Genomic DNA, 17568 nt, shown 5'->3' on the forward strand with positions numbered 1-17568 from the left:
CGCCGGGGAGGTCCCTGAAACGACAAAAAAGACGGGCTCTGCGCCCGCCTTCCTGTTGAAATGGCAGATTAGAATTGGTAACGGTTGAAGCTTTGTGCGCCCATGCCGAACTGGCTTTGAGCCGGCTGGCTGGAATCCTCGCGCAGGTAAGAGTCATGGCCCGGCTGGTTGCCGCGGTAGTTCGCCGTGTGGTACGCTTGCGGGCTTTGGAACTGGTTGTACTGGGACTGCGAAGAAGCAGCACCGAAGGAGCTCAGCGAGGATGCGCCGAACTGGTTTTGTTGGCCCAGGGACTGGTTGTACTGGGACTGCACATAGCCTACCGGCTGGTATTTGGTTTCCAGGCCGCGGTACTGGGACGATGCTTGACCAAAGTTGTTTTGGAAGCTGTTTTGAAAACCTTGTTGGTTGTACATGAAAAAATCCTCCTTGGATTTCAATTCAAAAGTCTTCCGGTGCAGCCCTTATGGACCCGCCCTTTCCAGAAGCCTTTCTTATTGTCTTCAAGGAGGATTTTTTTTATGACACTACTTTGGGTATAAAGTGCACTTTCATGAAAAAAATTCTGCCGGCGCTTATTTTTTAGCGCCGGCGGCAAACATCGGCCAGACCGCGGGCGGCGGACTGCGGGTCGCTCTGCCGCGTGATGGCCGAGATGACGGCCACGCCCTGAGCCCCGGACGCCAGAACCGGAGCCGCATTGCCCTGATGAATGCCGCCGATCCCGACGAGCGGCAGCTGCGGCCAGCGGGAGCGGATTCGGGCGATGAGGTCCGTGCCGATCGCTTCCCCCGCATCCTTCTTGCTTGCGGTCGCATAGACCGGACCCACGCCCAGGTAATCGGCCCCCTGCGCCACAGCCCACTCCGCTTCTTCCATGGTGCCGGCCGAGACGCCGATGATCGCGTCCGGGCCGAGCAGCCGCCGGGCTTCCTGTGCGGGCAGGTCATCCTGCCCGACATGGACGCCGTCGGCTTCGAGCAGCAGCGCCAGATCCGCCCGGTCGTTGACGACGAACGGAATGCCGGCGCTGCGGCACAGCTCGCGGATCTCTCGGCCGGCCGGCAGCACATCGCGCAGCTGGGCCTGCTTGTCGCGCAGCTGAACCAGCGTCACGCCGCCCGCGACCGCCGCGCGGACGATCTCGGCTGCGGAGCGGTGTTCATAGCCCGCCGTATCCGTGACGAGATAGACGGACAAGGTGTCATGCAGTGATGAACGGTACAACTTACTTCCCCCCGGGCAGCAGGATCGAATCTTCCACCTTGATGCAGCGGTCCATGATGACCTCAAGGCCCGCATCCGCCGCGATCCGCGCCGCTTCATCATTGGATATGCCAAGCTGCAGCCACAGTACCTTGGCCTTGATCGCAGCGGCTTCTTCGGCCACAGGCACCGTCTGTTCGCTGCGGCGGAACACATTCACAATATCGACGGGCTCCGGAATGTCCGTGAGGGACGCGTAGCACGTTTCGCCGAGAATCGTTCCCTGGACCGTCGGATTCACGGGAATGATGCGGTACCCCTTCTTCTGCATCGCTTCCGACACCATATAGGACACGCGGTCCGGCTTGTCGGACAGGCCTACGACGGCAATCGTGTTCGAGCTCTTCAAAATCTCCTTGATGCGCTCACGGGTAGGATTCTCGAATGCCATGGTACACACACTCCTTTGGGCCCCAGGGCCTTGGTATGAATTACTGCACTGAACTTAAGACTTCGAATAGCTGATCGCCTGCCGGCCCATGGCTTCCCAGGTGGCCAGAAACTGCTGTTTGTTGATCGCCTTCTTCTTCAGGCCGGACAGCGGATCATTAATGTACACATGCCGCTCATCGAACCCTACAAGCAGGACAGCGTGTTCCATGAACGTCGTCTTGATCGGGCCGACGGGCGTATCCCATACGCTCCACTTCTGCGGCACCTTGAAGTCGATCGTCGTCCATACAACGACAGGAACGCCGCTGAGCAGCTGCTGCTCGATCACGTGGAACGGCTCGCGGGTCAGGTCGACAGCTGTCGGAATGTATTGGCGGGCCAGCTCGAACAGGGCCGTGTGGTAGATGCCGAAGCCTTTGCTCTTCCCCGTGATGTCACCGACGAATCCGGTATTCGGATTGCCCCAGTAAGCTACCGTGCCGTTGGCATTGTAAGTAATCGGGGTCGTATCGCGCTTCATCTCCGGCAGGAGCTCCATCTTCGTCTTCTGTACGCCGTAATACTGCAGAAGCATCGTCAGGGAAGTCAGCTCGCAGCCGGAGGGAAGCTCGGGCAGCTGCCGGATGATCGGGGCGTCGAGCATCGCACTTGCCGGAGCACCGGCCGGTGCCGCGGCAGGCGGTGGAGCCTGATCTGCAGGTACGGTCTGCCCGGCAGCCGCAGCCGGCTGGGCGGCTGCGGTCACCTCCGCTGCCGTGGAAGCCGGCACAATCACCGACGCTTCCACCTCGGCCCTTACGGAGATTTTATCGTATAGCAGGATGGAGAATACCCCGCTTGCAAATAAAAGTCCCGCGATGAGGAACATCCCCATCGTGACCTGAAGCCCTTTCCACATGATTACCGCTGCCTTCACAGCCTGCACCGCCCTTCCGGTTGTAGATTCTAAGATGAGAGGAGGAAGATCTGCCGGCCGGCTTCTGCCCGCACCTTCTGCTGTCCTGCCTTAGTGTTCTTCCTCCTGGAGGAGTTCAATCTGAGCACCGAGCGACAACAAATGGTCGAAGTACTGAGGATAAGACTTCGCCACGTGATGCGCGTCGTTAATGATAAGACCTTTATCGGAACGAAGGCCGACAATCGTTAACGCCATGATCACGCGGTGGTCGTAATGGGCATTGATCTCCACGCCGCCGGGTACGCCCTGCGGACGGCCGTGTACGATAATCTCGCTCTGGCGCTCTTCCACTTCGGCACCGGCCTTGCGCAGCTCCGCAAGGAAATCCGTAATGCGGTCGCACTCTTTGTATCGAAGGTTCTCGACATTGTAGAACCGGGAAGTGCCTTCGGCGAAGACCGCTGCCGCCACCATGGCCAGCACGCCGTCAGTGAAGTGGTCGCCGTCGAACTCGCCCGCCTTCAGGCTCTGGGTACCCTTCACGTGAACCACGTCATTGTCGTGGGTGAGATCCACGCCCATGGCACGGAGAACGTCGACGACCGCCCGTTCGCCCTGGCGGCTCTGCTCGGCCAGCCGGAGCACACGGACATCGGAGTTCGTGACGCCCGCCGCGGCCAGGATCGCGGCCGAACCCGGATAATCCCCCTGCACGACGTAGTTCTGCGGCTTGTACTGCTGGCGGCCCGGGATGCGGTAGTGCATGAGATCCTCGGAAGCCTCGATCGTGATGCCCGCCTGGGCGATGACCTCGAGCGTCTGGCCGACAATGACCTTGGACTTCAGATCGTGCAGCACGGTAATCTCGCTGTCTTCCTCAAGCAGCGGGGCCACGAACAGAAGCGAGCTCAGGAACTGGGAGCTGACATTGCCCGAGACGGTAATCTTGCCCCCGCGCGGCTTCCCGCCGCGGATCGTGATCGGCAGCTTGCCGTCCCGGTGCTCCACTTCGACGCCCATCTGGCGGAGGGAGTCGATGAGGTCGTCATGCGGACGCTTGCCGAGGGAATCCGGATACCGGTTGATGAACGTCACTTCCGGGCAGAAGGAAGCGACGGACATCAGGAAGCGGAGCACCGCACCCGCGTTGCCTACGTCGAGCTCCTTCACATCCCGCGGATGGCGGCCGAAGCCGCGGATCGTCATCTGCTCTTCGTCTTCCTCGAGCACGGCACCCAGGTCGCGGATACAGCGGCGCATCGCATCGCTGTCTTCGCTGTGGGCCGGATAGCGGACCGTGGAGGTGCCGTCTGCGAGCGCACCGATGAGCAGGTAGCGCGTGGTGTAGTTTTTGGAGGACAGGGCGTTGATCGTCCCTTCGAGTCTCTGGGTTGGCTTGACAATGGCTTTCATGAAGTATGTATCTCTCCTTCAATAGAAGATAATGTACTGGAATCTTGGATGGGGCGCGGAGGGCCGCCGCCTTAAGGGATGGTTACTGCCCGCTTCCCAGGGCATAGCCCGCATAGGCGGCACAGCCGCCGAGCGCATAGGACAGGAGAAGATACAGCCGGGCGGCCCGCATTCTTCCTCCCTGCTCCAGCGCATCGCTTTCCAGCTTGAACGTGGAAAAGGTCGTATAGCCGCCGGCGAACCCGCTGCCGAGCAGCAGCAGAGTTGACTTGGACACCTGGGCTCCCGCCAGCCACCCCAGCAGGAACGACCCTGTCAGGTTAATGAACAAGGTTCCGTAAGGCCACGAAGGAAATCTGCGGGCGGCGAACCGGGACACCCCGTAGCGGGATACCGCACCGGCAAACCCTCCCATGCCTACGAGCAATAAGGCAAGAAACACATTCGACATCATTCGGCAGAATCCTTTCCGCGGGAGCGAAAATAGGCTCCCCGGCCCAGCCGGATGCACGCGAGTCCCCCGATGAAAGACACCGCGCCGTAGACGGCCGCAGAGACCCAGGCACCCGACTCCAGCAGAAGCACCATCTCCAGGCTGAGCGCCGAGAAGGTGGTGAAGGCTCCGACGAAGCCGGTCGTCAGGAACGCCTTGAGGTTCGGAAGCCGGCCCAGCGGCTCCGAGTAGGCCATCCGGCCGAGCAGCACGCAGCCGAGCAGGTTGCAGAGCAGCGTTCCCCACGGGAAGGAGGCGCCGGAGGAAGCGGGATTGAACAGAAGGGACAGCCCGAAGCGGGCCATCGCTCCCGCAGCCCCTCCGGCACCGATGAACCAGACCGTCATGCGGGTGTCTCCTTCTCTGATAGATTCGTGCTGCGGTTTGACAGCGAACAGGCAAGTTTCTTATGATGAATGGGAACGAAGGCTGCCGCCCTACTCTTCCCGAAGCAAAGGAGCATGACCATGCAGACGATTACCCCCGAGGAAGTAAAACGCCGGATCGACAGCGGCGAGAAGCTGGACATTGTGGATGTCCGCGAAGACGAGGAAGTCGCGGCGGGCATGATTCCCGGCGCGATCCACATCCCGCTGATGCAGCTGCCCGAGCGGCTCGCCGAGATTCCACAGCGGGGCGAGACCGTCCTTGTGTGCCGCAGCGGCGGACGCAGCGGACGCGCCTATGAATTCCTTCAGGCCCAGGGTCTGACCGGACTGAAGAACATGACCGGCGGCATGCTCGCCTGGGACCAAGAGGACTAATCGTCCTCAGCCTGGCTTCCGCACCGCTATTGCAGGCAAGACGCGTCCGTCAGGACGCGTCTTTGGCGTGCCTCAGGATCTGATCGGCGATCGTCTGCACGTCGAGCTCCGACGTATCGACCGCCAGGTCCGCGAACGTATAAGCCTCCCTGCGGTTCTCGGCGAGCGTATGCACCCGCTCCTCCAGGTTTCCCTGCAGCAGCGGCCGGTTCGAATCCGTGCGCACCCGTTCGATAATCCGCTCGGGAGAACACAGCAGCGCCACCACGAGGCCGCCCTCGCTCATCGCCCTGCGGTTCTCTTCCCGGAGCACCGCTCCTCCTCCGGTAGCCACCACCTGTCCGCTCTCCTTCAGCACCGCCGCGACAGCCTCCCTTTCCGCTTCGCGGAAGAACGCTTCGCCTTCCCCGGCGAACAGCTCGGGAATCGTCTTCCCGGTGTTTCTCTCAATCACCGCGTCCGTGTCGACGAAGCGCCAGCCGAGACGGGCCGCGAGCGCTTGGCCTACGGTGGACTTGCCGGTTCCCATCATCCCGATCAATACGATATTGCGGTAGTTCACAGTCTCTTTTGCACCCTCTTCTCCACTCGGTAAACTCTCCCTATCATATCACAGCTTGGTCGGACGTGAATAGAAAACCACGCAAAAACATAAGATGGAGGATGTATGCGCACTTCCATATTCATACAGCTTCCGCAGACCTTCAAGCGGCATCCGGCCGCGTACCGAAAGGAGAAGACGTAGTATGCCTCATTCCTCCTGCCGTACGGCAGCACCGGTCCACTCGCCGACCGACTTCAAGCTTCAGCAGATCCTGGACCCCTCCACTCCCCTGTGCAAGGATGACGTCGTCTGGATGCTGGAATATATCAAAAAAAAGGTGGCTGAGGAAGACCCGAACCTCATGGATCTTTCCCAGCCACGCTTGATGCAAAACTTTAGATACTTCGCGGAAATCGCGCTGATGGTCATTCAGCGGCGCAACGGCTTCGACCAGGAAGAAGGCCGGCTCAAAGCCTGGGTGGAGGAAGCCGCCTTCGGGCTGCGCCCGCCGGCGGAATCGTCCCTGCGCCGCAGGTAGGACCTTGGCACGGTCTCTCTCTTACTGCTGGTCCATCCACTGGAAGTGGAAGGTGCCTTCTTTGTCCACGCGCTTGAACGTGTGGGCGCCGAAGTAGTCGCGCTGTGCCTGAAGCAGGTTCGCCGGCAGGCGCTCCGTACGGTAGCTGTCGTAGTAAGCCAGTGCGGATGCGAAGGCCGGTACCGGAATACCGCGCTTGACCGCTTCAGCCACTACATTTCTCCAAGCGTCCTGATAGTTCTGGACCACGCCTTGGAAGTACTCGTCGAGGAGCAGGTTGCGCAGCTCCGGATTCTTGTCGTAGGCGTCCTTGATGTTCTGCAGGAAGCGTGCACGGATGATGCAGCCGCCGCGGAAGATCATCGCGATGGAGCCGTAGTCCAGACCCCAGTTGTATTCTTCGCTGGCCGCACGCATTTGGGCGAAGCCTTGGGCGTAGGAGCAGATTTTGCTCGCATACAGGGCTTTGCGGACCGCTTCGATGAACTCGGACGCGTCCCCTTCGTACTTCGATGCCGCAGGACCCTGGAGCACCTTGCTTGCCGCCACGCGCTCTTCCTTCATAGCGGAGAGGAAACGGGAGAATACGGATTCGGTGATGATGGACAGCGGCACGCCCAGGTCCAGCGCGCTCTGGGACGTCCATTTGCCTGTGCCCTTCTGGCCGGCGGAGTCCAGGATCACGTCGACCATCGCTTTGCCCGTTTCCGGATCCTTCTTCGTGAAGATGTCCGTCGTGATCTCGATAAGGTAGCTGTCGAGCTCGCCTTTGTTCCACTCGGCGAAGATCTCGTGAAGCTGCTCGGTCGATACGCCCAGCACATCCTTCAGCAGCTGGTACGCTTCGCAGATCAGCTGCATGTCGCCGTACTCGATGCCGTTGTGCACCATCTTCACGTAGTGGCCGGAGCCGCCCGGTCCGATGTACGTGCAGCAAGGGTCGCCGTTTACTTTGGCCGAGATCGCCGTCAGGATCGGAGCAACCAGTTCATAAGCGGATTGAGGACCGCCCGGCATAATCGACGGGCCCTTCAGCGCGCCTTCTTCGCCGCCGGATACGCCGGTGCCGATGAAGCGGAAGCCCTGCGCTTCGAGCTCTTCGCTGCGGCGCTGGGTATCCGGGAAGTAAGCATTGCCGCCGTCGATGATGATGTCGCCTTTGTCGAGGTGCGGAATCAGAGATTGGATCGTTGCGTCCGTAGCGGAACCCGCCTGGACCATGATCAATATTTTGCGCGGCGTCTCGAGGGAAGCCACGAATTCTTCAACGCTGTATGTACCTACCAGGTTCTTGCCCTGGGCTTCTTCGAGAAGCGCATCCGTCTTCTCGCGGGAGCGGTTATACACGGATACCGTGAACCCCCGGCTTTCGATATTCAGTGCGAGATTCTTACCCATGACCGCGAGGCCGATGACACCGACTTGCTGTTTGGACATTTGGATTCTCATCCTTCCTATTCCTCTATTTATTTAAACCGTGAAACCCAACCTGAAACAGGCACGAAGGCTTCCCGAAGCACAATATGGCCGTGCTTGTCCGCAATCACGCGAACCGGGCAAAGGAAGCCTTCTCCCCCTATTAGATCGTCATCGATCCGTAGCCCCCGTCGACGCGCAGAAGCGATCCGGTGACGAAGCTGGAAGCTTTGTCCGAAGCGAGATACACGGCAGCGCCCTGCAGCTCCTCCGCATTGCCGAACCGGTTCATCGGGGTATGGCGCATGATGGCCTCCGTCCGCTCCGGCGACAGAATCTTGCGGTTCTGTTCCGCAGGGAAGAAGCCCGGAATGATGGCGTTGACGCGCACGCGCGCCGGCGCAAATTCACGTGCGAGGAACTTCGTCACGTTATTGACGGCCGCCTTCGAGGCCGAATACGTGAAGACGCGGGACAGCGGAGGATCCGAGGATACGGAGGAAATGTTGATGATGCTTCCCCCTTCACCCTGCTCCACCATATGCTTCCCAAAGATTTGGCATGCGAGTACGACGCTCTTCAGGTTCACTTCCATGATAGAGTCCCACTCGTCCATGGTCAAGTCGAAGAACGGAGTCGGGGAGTTCTTACCCGGGCAGTTCATGAGAATGTCGCAGCGTCCCGTCCAGGCGAGCACATCCTCGAGCACCTTCTTCAGGTCCTCCGGATTCGTCGCGTCGGCCGAGAAGCACTTCGCTCGTCCGCCCGCTTCCTCGACGGCACGCGCCACTTCTTCCGCCTTCTCCTGATTGCGGCCGACCACAGCCACATCCGCACCGTGACCGCCGAGCGCTACGGCCATCGAGCCGCCCAGCGTACTGTTGCCGCCGATTACGACAGCCGTCTTGCCCGTAAGATCGAATAAGTTCATCGCCATTGCATGTACCCTCCTAGGATTTGGTGTACATCTGCTGGAAGGCGGCGATCGCGTCGAACTCGTCCTTCAACTGATGGTACACACGATTATAAATGCTTGTCAACTGTTTGTAGGTTTCATGGGTCGGAATACTTGCTTTTAAGGACTGGTTCACCTGCATCCAGTCGTATACGCCGGAGAAATCCTTGATCTCGCCGAGCGCCAGCATGCCGAGCTGCGCCGCGCCGAGGCCAGAGCTCTCGATGGTATTCGGAACGGCCACGGGGGTGCCGAGCACGTCGGCCATGATCTGCAGCCAGAACGGCGAGTTCGCGAAGCCGCCCGAAGCGCGGATCTCCTTCGTCGGCCCGACGAGCTCCTCCAGCGCGCTGTTGACCGAATGAATCCGGTACATTACGCCTTCGAGCACCGCACGGATCATGTGCTTCTTCTGGTGGTACAGGGACATGCCGAAGAACACGCCGCGCGCATTCGCGTTCCAGTACGGCGCCCGCTCGCCTGCCAGGAGCGGCAGGAAGATCAGCCCGTCGGAGCCCGGAGCGACTTCCATGGCCAGCGAGGTCAGGTAGTCGTACGGGTCCATGCCCCGGCGGCGCCCTTCCTCCGCCTCCGCGGTCGCGAGCTGGTCGCGCACCCAGCGGAACATGATGCCGCCGTTGTTGATCGCGCCGCCGACCACCCAGAAGTTATCGGCCAGCGCGTAGCAGAACAGACGGCCCTTCGGGTCGGTGAGCGGCTCGCGCACAACGCCGCGGACCGCGCCGCTCGTGCCGATCGTCACCGCATGGATGCCGGGCTCGAAGGCGCCGACGCCGAGGTTCGCCAGCACGCCGTCGGAGGCGCCGACGACGAACGGCGTATCGGCCGCGAGGCCCATCGACACCGCATACTCCTGCGTCATGCCCTGCAGGGTGTACGTGGTCGAGACCGGGCGGGAGAGCTGCTCCTCCCGGACGCCGCAGGCGGCGAGCGCTTCGCGGTCCCACTGCAGCGCCTTCAGGTTGAAGAGCCCGGTGGCGCTGGCGATGGAGTAGTCGATGACAAGCTCGCCGAACAGCTTCGCGAACACATACTCCTTGATGCCGATGAACTTGTAGGCATTCTCGAAGAGATCGGCCCGGTTGTCGCGGATCCACATCAGCTTGAGCAGCGGGGACATCGGGTGGATCGGCGTGCCGGTCGCCCGGTAAATGTCCAGGCCGTTCGACTCGCGCAGCCCCTTGACATAGCCTACGCTGCGGTTATCCGCCCAGGTGATGCACTGGGTCAGCGGCTGCAGCTCGCGGTCGATGGCGATCAGGCTGTGCATCGCCGAGGAGAACGACACGCAGAGCACCTGGCCGGGCAGCACGCCGGCCTTGCCCACCACCGTCCGTATGCCGGTCACCACGGCCTGGAAGATTTCGTCCGGATCCTGCTCCGCGATATCCGGTCTTGGCGTATAGAGCGGATATTCCACCGCGTGGGAAGCGATGACCCGTCCGTCCCGGTCGATTACGAGCGTTTTGGCGGACGTCGTGCCGATATCCGCCGCGATAATGTAAGGTTTGGTCAGCTGCGTCATCTTATCTCAGGTTCCCTTCCGCGTTGAATTGCAGGTCGTAAGGCTCCGTCAGGATCTCGATGTCCGGGTGCAGCTTCGCTTCCTCCAGGAGATTGACCGAGATCTCGATCTCGCCGAGATGCAGCGTATCCTGAATGCGGACCAGGCGGCATTTCGTGTAGTCGAGAATATTGCACGTCTTCACCGCCGCCTTGATCGCGAGCTCGTCGTTCGCCAGCGTCGTGGCGATCTTGGTCGGCGCACACACGGTGGAGGTCAGCCCGTTCGCATAGGTGGCCGGCAGGTCCGTCTTGTCGACAAGGCGCTGCGTCGTGAAGTCGGCCGTGCCGACCCCGTTGGCGTTGCCGTTCGTCTCATGCGTGAGGTCGAGCACGACCATCTTGGACACGTCGGGTCCGCCGTGCGCATAAGGAGTCGGATAGCGTCCCGTGATGTTCGGGTCCATGCCGTCGCCGCTGATGTTCTTGCCGATGTAATCGATGACGAGCACGTCGATCTGGTCGAAGAGAATCTTCGGCAGGCGGGCCTTCGCGGCCTCGAGCAGCACCATCTCGCGCTCCTCGATGTCGGCGGCCGGCAGCACCTCGACGATGCAGGTCTCGTCGAACGCGTTCTCGACCACGGCCACGCCGAAGACGATCGGCAGCTTGCCCATCATGATCCGCGCCATCGCCGGCACGTTCTCCGCCATGTATTTGAAGCCGAGCTGGTGGCATGCTTCCGCGCCCTTCTGCTTGCCGAGGCCGATGGAGATCATCTTCATGATCCCGCTCTCGATCCGGCCGCGGAATGCGGTATGCGGTTTCACCCGGTTGATGACGACGATCGCATCCGCTTCGGACGCGTACTTGTCGACGTAGACCGGCAGGCCGTTCGGCAGCTCGTCGATCTTCACGACCTCCATCGTCGAGCGGATCGGCGCGCCCATCGCCTCCTCGGTTACGCCGAGGTGGTGAAGCACATCCCGCTGTCCTTCCGCCGTCGCGCCGCCGTGGCTGCCCATACACGGAACAATGAAGGGCTCTCCTCCCACTTCCTTGATCGCGTCGATCGTCGTCTTCGTCAGCGTGTCGATGTTCGCCACCCCGCGGCTGCCGACGGCCACGGCCACCTTCATCCCGGGCTTGATGGTATCGACCGCGCCGGGCTTGGCGAGTTCGCGCTTCAGTTCTTCCGCCGGATTCTCCAGCTTCGTGCCGTCGAACTTCTGGCGGATCCGCACGACCTGCGGAACGGGAATGTCTTCGAGCAGTTTGTTCAGAATGCTCATGGGTTAACGCCCTCCCTGGGTGGATTGGACGGACTCGCGGATCACGAGCTCCGTGTGGAACAGCACGGTGGACTTCTCCACCACTTTATTGTCAATAAAAGTTAAAAGTTTCTCGGCTCCCGCCCTTGAGATCTCCTCGATCGGACGCCGTACGGTCGTCAGAGCCGGGGTCATGAACGCCGAGAACAAATGATCGTCGAAGCCGGCGACCGAGATATCCCCCGGCACGCTCAGCCCCCGCTCGGTGACCGCCTTGACCGCTCCGAGCGCCATGTCGTCATTGGAGCAGAATACCGCGGTCGGCCTCTCCGGCAGATCGAGCAGCCGCCCCATGCCCTGATAGCCGCTCTCGAGATCGTACTCGCCCGGGACGATCAGATTCTCGTCCATGGTGAGACCATGCTCCGCAAGTCCCGCCAGGAACCCTTCGCGCCGGGCCTGCGAGGACTTGAACCCCGCCTTCCCTTCGATGAGGGCGATCCGGCGGTGGCCCTGCCCGATCAGAAACTCCGCAAGCCGGAAGGCGCCGCCCCGGTCGTCGGGCAGCAGGTTCATCACTTCGACCCCTTCCACCGGCCGGTTGAGCACGACCAGCGGGATCTCCTTCTCCGAAGCATACTCGATGAAGGCCTGGTCGCTGGTGCTCTGGCTCATGACGATGATGCCGTCGAAGCTTTTGCGGTTTACTTTATGGAAGCTTTTGTAATCGTCGATCCCGCGTACGATCAAATTGAAGTTATCCTGAATGACGTCGTTGACGCCCTTGATCGCCTCGTACAGAAACCCGGCCGACGTCCCTGTATGAAGTGTTGAAAAAAACAGGCCGAGATTGTATGATCGATCCAATACGAGAGAACGCGCATTGTAATTCGGCGTATAATTCAACGATTCCGCGATGGCGTGGATGCGCTCCTTGGTCTCCGGATTAATCAGGGGACTGTCGTTGAGGGCCCTCGATACGGTCGTATGGGATACGCCCGCAAGCCGTGCGATGTCTTTGATCGTAACGCTCATTCTACCACCTCGAAATTTATGATAACACACTGTTGCACACGTTAACAACGTTCTTTTTTTGCAGGCTGGCCCGCCAAAATGAACGTTTTTTGCTGCGCTTCCTTAGGTCCTCTCCGGTTTAGCCTGCCCACCTGTCCGGGTTCCCTTCCCCCTGCCTCACCGCCTTCTCCGGAGCCGAAGATAAGCACAAAAAAACGGCCTGTGTGCAAACACAGACCGTTCTAAACTATCCTCTTACATCTCAAGCAGTAACATTTCATGCCGCAGCCCCTTCAGCTTTTCTTTGCTTGCCTCCACCTGTTCGTGATCTCCCGTCTGCAGCGCATCGTACAGGGTGGAAAGTTCGTAATCCAGCTCCAGCCGGAGCACCGGAATCCGCTCTTCCGGCCGTCTGGACCGGAACGCCTGCATCATTTCCTCCACCGTTACCACCGGTTCCTTTTGAAAGAGCACCTTATGTTCCACCCCCGAAATTTCCACCATGCGGATGATCTCTCCGAACATGATGTTTTCAATTAAAATTTGACGGTCCTTGAAACGCTTGACGACGGCATGCCCACGGGTGTCGCCGATCATTTTTTCCATCAGTTCGGCGAGCTTCTCATCCTTGAAGGAATAGTTGCCCACGATTTTATATCGTTCGCCGATCCGCTGAAATCTCAGCTTCACGAGCTTCCGTCCGGTCCGGATTGAAACAATGAACTGCTGTTCGCTCTCGTTCCAGTAGAGGGAGTAGCCTTCCTGGATCAGCGTCTTGATGAAGTTACGGATTAGCCGACGGTCAAATCGTAACTCAAGGTTGCAATACTCCACTTCATGACTCTTACTCACGGCAATCCCCTCCTGGATGATATCGGCAGAATTGGGCTTCGACGATTAGCGGCAGCCGCTGCGGCGTCAGGTGCTGCTCTTGGCGGGTCGAGGACTGTGAAAAAGCTGCAACCTTCTTCGATTGAATTTTCAGACTATTCAGTTACTTACTCCTATCTTATTATGAATCATATGATTTAGCAACTTGGATTATTGTCTTTTTTTTAACTTCCGCGCACCTATTTTTTTCGCCCGGCATACACTTACGTAACCGCTGTCATCCCTGTCGGGGCTTGACATCCCGTTGCTTCCCCCGTCCCATGGGCCTGTGCGGACCAAAGAACGTTATGTCACCTGTAAGCGGTGTCATTCGTGCATTCCGGTGCAGACGGGGTTGTCCCTGTGAGCTGGAAGCCCCTCCTTTACATCGGGTTCATATATGCTAGATCATCTTCTCCGGTCGAACTGCTCACCGTTTGTTCGGATGGTTCGGATCGTTCGGTTGGTTCGGTTGGTTCGGTTGGTTCGGTTGATCCGGGTAATGCCCCCAGCCGTTCGCTGTCCGCCGCCCGCTTGCCCCCCTGCCCTGCCGTGGTTTGAACTCCCCCTTTCCCGGGGCCCCTTCGCTTCTCCCGTTCCCCGTACACGGATTATATGAGCGGTCCGGGGCTTTTCATTCCCCTCCGCAGCCTTCTTTGCAAAATGACTTTTTGGAGGCAGGCATCAATATATTCCACCTTTTTCCTCAACTTTTTCCACTACTCTGCCGCAGTAAATCTTTTATAATCGGGTTGCAAGCCCTTGCAAACGCTATCATTTGTGGAAAGGAGGCGTGCTTTCCTATTTCTCCGCTTCTCTGCAGGCGGCATCCTACACTCATCGTAAAAGGAGACGTGAATCGTAATGTCCCGGATTTGGTCCCGGCGTAAAACCGCAAAAGTTATTGTAAGCGCTGCCTTGGCCTTCACCCTGATCGCCTCCCCCGGCACAGAAAAAGCCCATGCCCACCATGACGGCAGCAACGGTGTCATGATGCAGTATTTCGAATGGTATCTCCCGAATGACGGGACCCTGTGGAGCAAGCTGCAGACGAATGCGGCCGCCCTGAAGAGCGCCGGCGTGACGGCCGTCTGGATCCCGCCTGCATACAAGGGCGGAGGCAGCGGCGACGTCGGGTACGGGGTCTACGACATGTACGACCTCGGCGAGTTCAACCAGAAAGGCACTGTGCGTACCAAGTACGGCACGAAGGATCAGCTGATCAGCGCCGTGGATACCCTGCACGCGAACGGCATGCAGGTGTACGGGGATGTCGTGCTCAACCACCGGATGAACGCCGACGCCACCGAGACGGTCACAGCGGTGGAAGTGAATCCGTCCGACCGCAACAGCGAAATCTCGGGAGAATACTCCATTTCGGCATGGACGCAGTTCCATTTTCCGGGGCGTAATAATGCGTACTCCTCCTTCAAGTGGAAATGGTATCATTTCGACGGCGTGGACTACGATCAATCACGGAATGCGAACAAGCTCTTCAAGCTCCGCGGCACCGGCAAAAGCTTCGACTGGGAGGTCGATACGGAGAACGGCAACTACGACTATCTGATGGGCGCGGACCTCGATTGGGATCATCCGGAACGTCATCAGCGAAACGCGCACCTGGGGGAATTGGTTCGTCAACACGGCAAAGCTCGACGGCGTCCGCATCGATGCCGTAAAGCACATCAAATTCGACCGGATGCGCGACTGGCTGAACGGCGTGCGGACCGATACGGGGAAGAGCCTGTTCGCTGTAGGCGAATACTGGAGCGGGGATATTAACAAGCTGAACAATTATATGACCAAAACGAGCGGTGCCATGTCCCTCTTCGACGTTCCGCTGCATTATAACCTGTACGCGGCTTCGAACGGCAGCGGCGGCTATGACATGCGGAACATTCTGAATAACACGCTGCTCAAGACCAATCCGACGAAAGCCGTCACCTTCGTGGACAACCATGACTCCCAGCCGGGGCAGGCGCTCCAATCCACCGTACAGGGCTGGTTCAAGCCGCTCGCCTACGCATTGATCCTCACCCGCCAGGAAGGATATCCGTCCTTGTTCTACGGCGATTACTACGGCACGTCGGACGGTAAGATCGCTTCGTTCAAAACCGTTCTGGACAAGCTGCTCGCAGCGAGAAAAACGTATGCCTACGGCAAGCAGAACGACTATCTCGACCACCAGGACATCATCGGCTGGACCCGTGAGGGCGATGCCGCCCATGCGAACTCCGGCTTGGCCGCGCTCGTGACCGACGGACCGGGAGGCAGCAAGCGGATGTATGTAGGCACTGGGAAGGCCGGCCAGGTGTGGAACGACAAGACCGGCAACCGGACGGATACCGTGACGATCGACGGCAGCGGCTACGGCACATTCCCGGTCAACGGCGGCTCCGTATCCGTATGGGCGAAGCAGTAGCGTTGGTGTAAGGCGGCTGGTTAGGAAATCGGTTTTTGATTGTGCTGTGCCGGATCAACCGCAAGCTTGCATGGAAAAGGCCGATCATGAATGCGGCGGCGTTCGACCGCAGCGGCCTTGGCACGTTGTCTGTCAGCGCCCGGCTTCGGGTCGGTATGAAAGAGGCAGTGAGGCGGCAGTGTACGGCGGCCGTTAGGAAACCGGTTTTCGGCGGCTGCTGTGCGGGATAAACCGCCGGACTTGCCTGGAAAAGCGGCTGGCAGCGGCAGCGCTCGACCGCACAGCCTCGGCTCGTTTCCAGCGGCGGCTCCGGATCGGCAGGCCAGGGGGTGAGTGCCGGCTGAGAAGGGCGGCTGTGAGCCCTCCTTGCGGACGGACTACGGCTCCGTCATACGGCGTGGGAGAGCTTTGGATGCCGGGAGAGGCGTCCGGCGGAAGGGCATCACGCCGCTGCCCCCGGCGGCTGCATCGACGTTCCCCTTCCAGCGGCAGCTCCAGATCGCCGGGGCAAAAACCATGAGGGGGCAGTCTCAGACGGCCACGGGCCGCAACCGACCGCATCGGGCCGCCTGGTTCCTTGGCAGATTGTGAAGGCGAACCGTTGAAAGACGAATTCGTAGAGCTGCCGGCAGACCTTTCCCCGGTGAAACACGGGATAACGCAAAAGCAGGCCGTCTCCGGGGAGCGGCCTGCTTCCTTTTTTAACCTCTGGAGCCGAAGTCCTCCCTTGTAGAGGGCGGTCCGCCAAAGAGCACCGGCCACCCCTCTCCGTCCAGATTCGCCGGTTATTGGCTCTCTCTTTTGTCCGCTTCCGAGTTCAAATCCGTGGTCTGCATGATGTTCACCGTATAGGTCGCGTCGGTTGTCTGCGGATTTTTCGTGAGCCTCAGCACTTCACGCATATAGCGGTTGATGACCGTGCCTTCCTCGAGGCGCACGGTTTCGAAGTAATAATAGGCATACTCGTCTTCCGCTCCCTGCAGCTTGTCGAGAATCACGGGCTTTTTGTAATAATAGTTCTTCCCGTACTGCATGGTAAGCGTGGCTTTGAGGTGCTCGCGCAGCATCTTGAGCTTCTCGGCGTTGATCTCGTCCGTCACCAGATATTCCGTACCCGATGCGGAGTGGGGAACATATACCTGCTCCGGCGTTTGACGCCACCGCTGCTCGAGTTCGCTCTGCAGGATGTATACCTCGTCGGAGTAGCGCTCCTTGGCTTTTTTGAGGCCCGACGTGTTGATGCCCATCCGCTTGACATCCTTCTCGCGGTAATAGACGCCGGCCATGTAATTGTTCTTGTCGTTCGTCTGCAGTACTACATACTCGGCACCAAGGTACTTCAGCTTGACCGCCTGAGGGTTGTCCCAGAGGATCGCCTGGTATTCGGGATCCCCCGTCTCCTCCGGCTGCTCCTCGTTAATCCGTGAGTTGATATAGATCGTGCGGGTATCGCCCTGCCAGTTGATGTTGGCCCCGAGCAGACGGGCAAGCTCCGCGAGCGGCAGATAGCTCTTGTCCTGGTATACCAGCGTGGGCTGACTGAGCTGAACGGCCTTGCCGTCCACCACAATGTTGAAGTCCGGCCGCAGATAGGCCTCCACTTTCTGAAGCACGTCTTCGGCATAGACGCCGGCGGTGAAGGCACTGGTGAGCGCAAGCCCGGCCGCGGTAATTCGTAGAATGCGTTTCATACTGCGTTCGATCCTTTCCGTAATGTCAGTCCTGCGTGGGATTTTCAGTTGTCGATCTTCGGCGCATCCAAAATCTTTATAGTATGTTATCGGTTA

17 protein-coding genes and 1 pseudogene are annotated in these 17568 nt (G+C 59.6%); 3 read left to right on the forward strand and 15 right to left on the reverse strand.

Annotated elements, in window-relative coordinates; translation table 11 throughout:
• Positions 1 to 68: 68 nt before the first annotated feature.
• From PM3016_RS25945 to crcB, 7 genes are all read right to left on the reverse strand, one after another.
• Positions 69 to 416 carry a hypothetical protein gene (locus PM3016_RS25945; RefSeq protein WP_014371496.1) on the reverse strand — a complete coding sequence of 116 codons (348 nt, stop codon included), beginning with the start codon at positions 414 to 416 and terminating at the stop codon, positions 69 to 71.
• A 166-nt stretch (positions 417 to 582) separates the two neighbouring features.
• Entirely contained in the window at positions 583 to 1227 is a 645-nt protein-coding gene (gene thiE / locus PM3016_RS25950; protein WP_013917616.1) for a thiamine phosphate synthase, read from the reverse strand.
• Between the two features lies 1 nt (position 1228).
• Complete coding sequence (locus PM3016_RS25955) at positions 1229 to 1657, reverse strand: CoA-binding protein (protein WP_013917617.1); 429 nt, start codon at positions 1655 to 1657, stop codon at positions 1229 to 1231.
• A 54-nt stretch (positions 1658 to 1711) separates the two neighbouring features.
• Positions 1712 to 2575 (reverse strand): C39 family peptidase, encoded by an 864-nt coding sequence (locus PM3016_RS25960; RefSeq protein WP_014371497.1) that lies wholly within the window; start codon positions 2573 to 2575, stop codon positions 1712 to 1714.
• A gap of 90 nt (positions 2576 to 2665) precedes the next feature.
• Positions 2666 to 3970: a 3-phosphoshikimate 1-carboxyvinyltransferase gene (aroA, locus tag PM3016_RS25965; protein ID WP_014371498.1), complete on the reverse strand. Its 1305-nt coding sequence runs from the start codon at positions 3968 to 3970 to the stop codon at positions 2666 to 2668.
• Positions 3971 to 4052: 82 nt separating this feature from the next.
• Positions 4053 to 4424, reverse strand: coding sequence for a fluoride efflux transporter FluC (locus PM3016_RS25970; RefSeq protein WP_013917620.1), 372 nt, complete (start codon positions 4422 to 4424; stop codon positions 4053 to 4055).
• Complete coding sequence (gene crcB / locus PM3016_RS25975; RefSeq protein ID WP_013917621.1) at positions 4421 to 4810, reverse strand: fluoride efflux transporter CrcB; 390 nt, start codon at positions 4808 to 4810, stop codon at positions 4421 to 4423. The genes PM3016_RS25970 and crcB overlap by 4 nt, the downstream gene beginning before the upstream one ends.
• Positions 4811 to 4930: 120 nt before the next feature.
• Here crcB and PM3016_RS25980 point away from each other — a divergent pair, with 120 nt between their 5' ends.
• Entirely contained in the window at positions 4931 to 5227 is a 297-nt protein-coding gene (locus PM3016_RS25980) for a rhodanese-like domain-containing protein (protein ID WP_013917623.1), read from the forward strand.
• A gap of 49 nt (positions 5228 to 5276) precedes the next feature.
• Here PM3016_RS25980 and PM3016_RS25985 read toward each other — a convergent pair whose 3' ends face one another.
• Positions 5277 to 5789, reverse strand: coding sequence for a shikimate kinase (locus PM3016_RS25985; protein WP_013917624.1), 513 nt, complete (start codon positions 5787 to 5789; stop codon positions 5277 to 5279).
• A 184-nt stretch (positions 5790 to 5973) separates the two neighbouring features.
• Between PM3016_RS25985 and PM3016_RS25990 the strand changes: the two genes are divergently transcribed.
• Positions 5974 to 6309, forward strand: a complete 336-nt coding sequence (locus tag PM3016_RS25990) for a hypothetical protein (RefSeq protein WP_013917625.1) — start codon at positions 5974 to 5976, stop codon at positions 6307 to 6309.
• A gap of 21 nt (positions 6310 to 6330) precedes the next feature.
• Here the strand turns inward: PM3016_RS25990 and gndA are convergent, their stop codons facing one another.
• From gndA to PM3016_RS26020, 6 genes are all read right to left on the reverse strand, one after another.
• Positions 6331 to 7746 (reverse strand): NADP-dependent phosphogluconate dehydrogenase, encoded by a 1416-nt coding sequence (gene gndA / locus PM3016_RS25995; RefSeq protein WP_014652229.1) that lies wholly within the window; start codon positions 7744 to 7746, stop codon positions 6331 to 6333.
• A gap of 142 nt (positions 7747 to 7888) precedes the next feature.
• Entirely contained in the window at positions 7889 to 8656 is a 768-nt protein-coding gene (locus PM3016_RS26000) for an SDR family oxidoreductase (protein ID WP_187296781.1), read from the reverse strand.
• A gap of 19 nt (positions 8657 to 8675) precedes the next feature.
• Positions 8676 to 10226, reverse strand: a complete 1551-nt coding sequence (locus PM3016_RS26005; RefSeq protein WP_014371500.1) for a gluconokinase — start codon at positions 10224 to 10226, stop codon at positions 8676 to 8678.
• A gap of 1 nt (position 10227) precedes the next feature.
• A complete protein-coding gene (locus PM3016_RS26010; protein ID WP_014371501.1) occupies positions 10228 to 11496 on the reverse strand; it encodes a nickel pincer cofactor-dependent isomerase, group 22 in 1269 nt (422 codons plus the stop codon).
• 3 nt (positions 11497 to 11499) lie between these two features.
• Entirely contained in the window at positions 11500 to 12510 is a 1011-nt protein-coding gene (locus tag PM3016_RS26015) for a LacI family DNA-binding transcriptional regulator (RefSeq protein WP_013917630.1), read from the reverse strand.
• Positions 12511 to 12744: 234 nt separating this feature from the next.
• Complete coding sequence (locus tag PM3016_RS26020) at positions 12745 to 13341, reverse strand: hypothetical protein (RefSeq protein WP_013917631.1); 597 nt, start codon at positions 13339 to 13341, stop codon at positions 12745 to 12747.
• Positions 13342 to 14223: 882 nt separating this feature from the next.
• Between PM3016_RS26020 and amyS the strand changes: the two are divergent.
• Positions 14224 to 15781 (forward strand): annotated as a pseudogene (gene amyS / locus PM3016_RS26025) (alpha-amylase).
• Positions 15782 to 16566: 785 nt separating this feature from the next.
• Here amyS and PM3016_RS26035 read toward each other — a convergent pair.
• Positions 16567 to 17472: a stalk domain-containing protein gene (locus tag PM3016_RS26035; RefSeq protein WP_014371503.1), complete on the reverse strand. Its 906-nt coding sequence runs from the start codon at positions 17470 to 17472 to the stop codon at positions 16567 to 16569.
• Positions 17473 to 17568 lie beyond the last annotated feature (96 nt).

It is taken from the genome of Paenibacillus mucilaginosus 3016, assembly GCF_000250655.1.
GTDB lineage: Bacteria > Bacillota > Bacilli > Paenibacillales > NBRC-103111 > Paenibacillus_G > Paenibacillus_G mucilaginosus.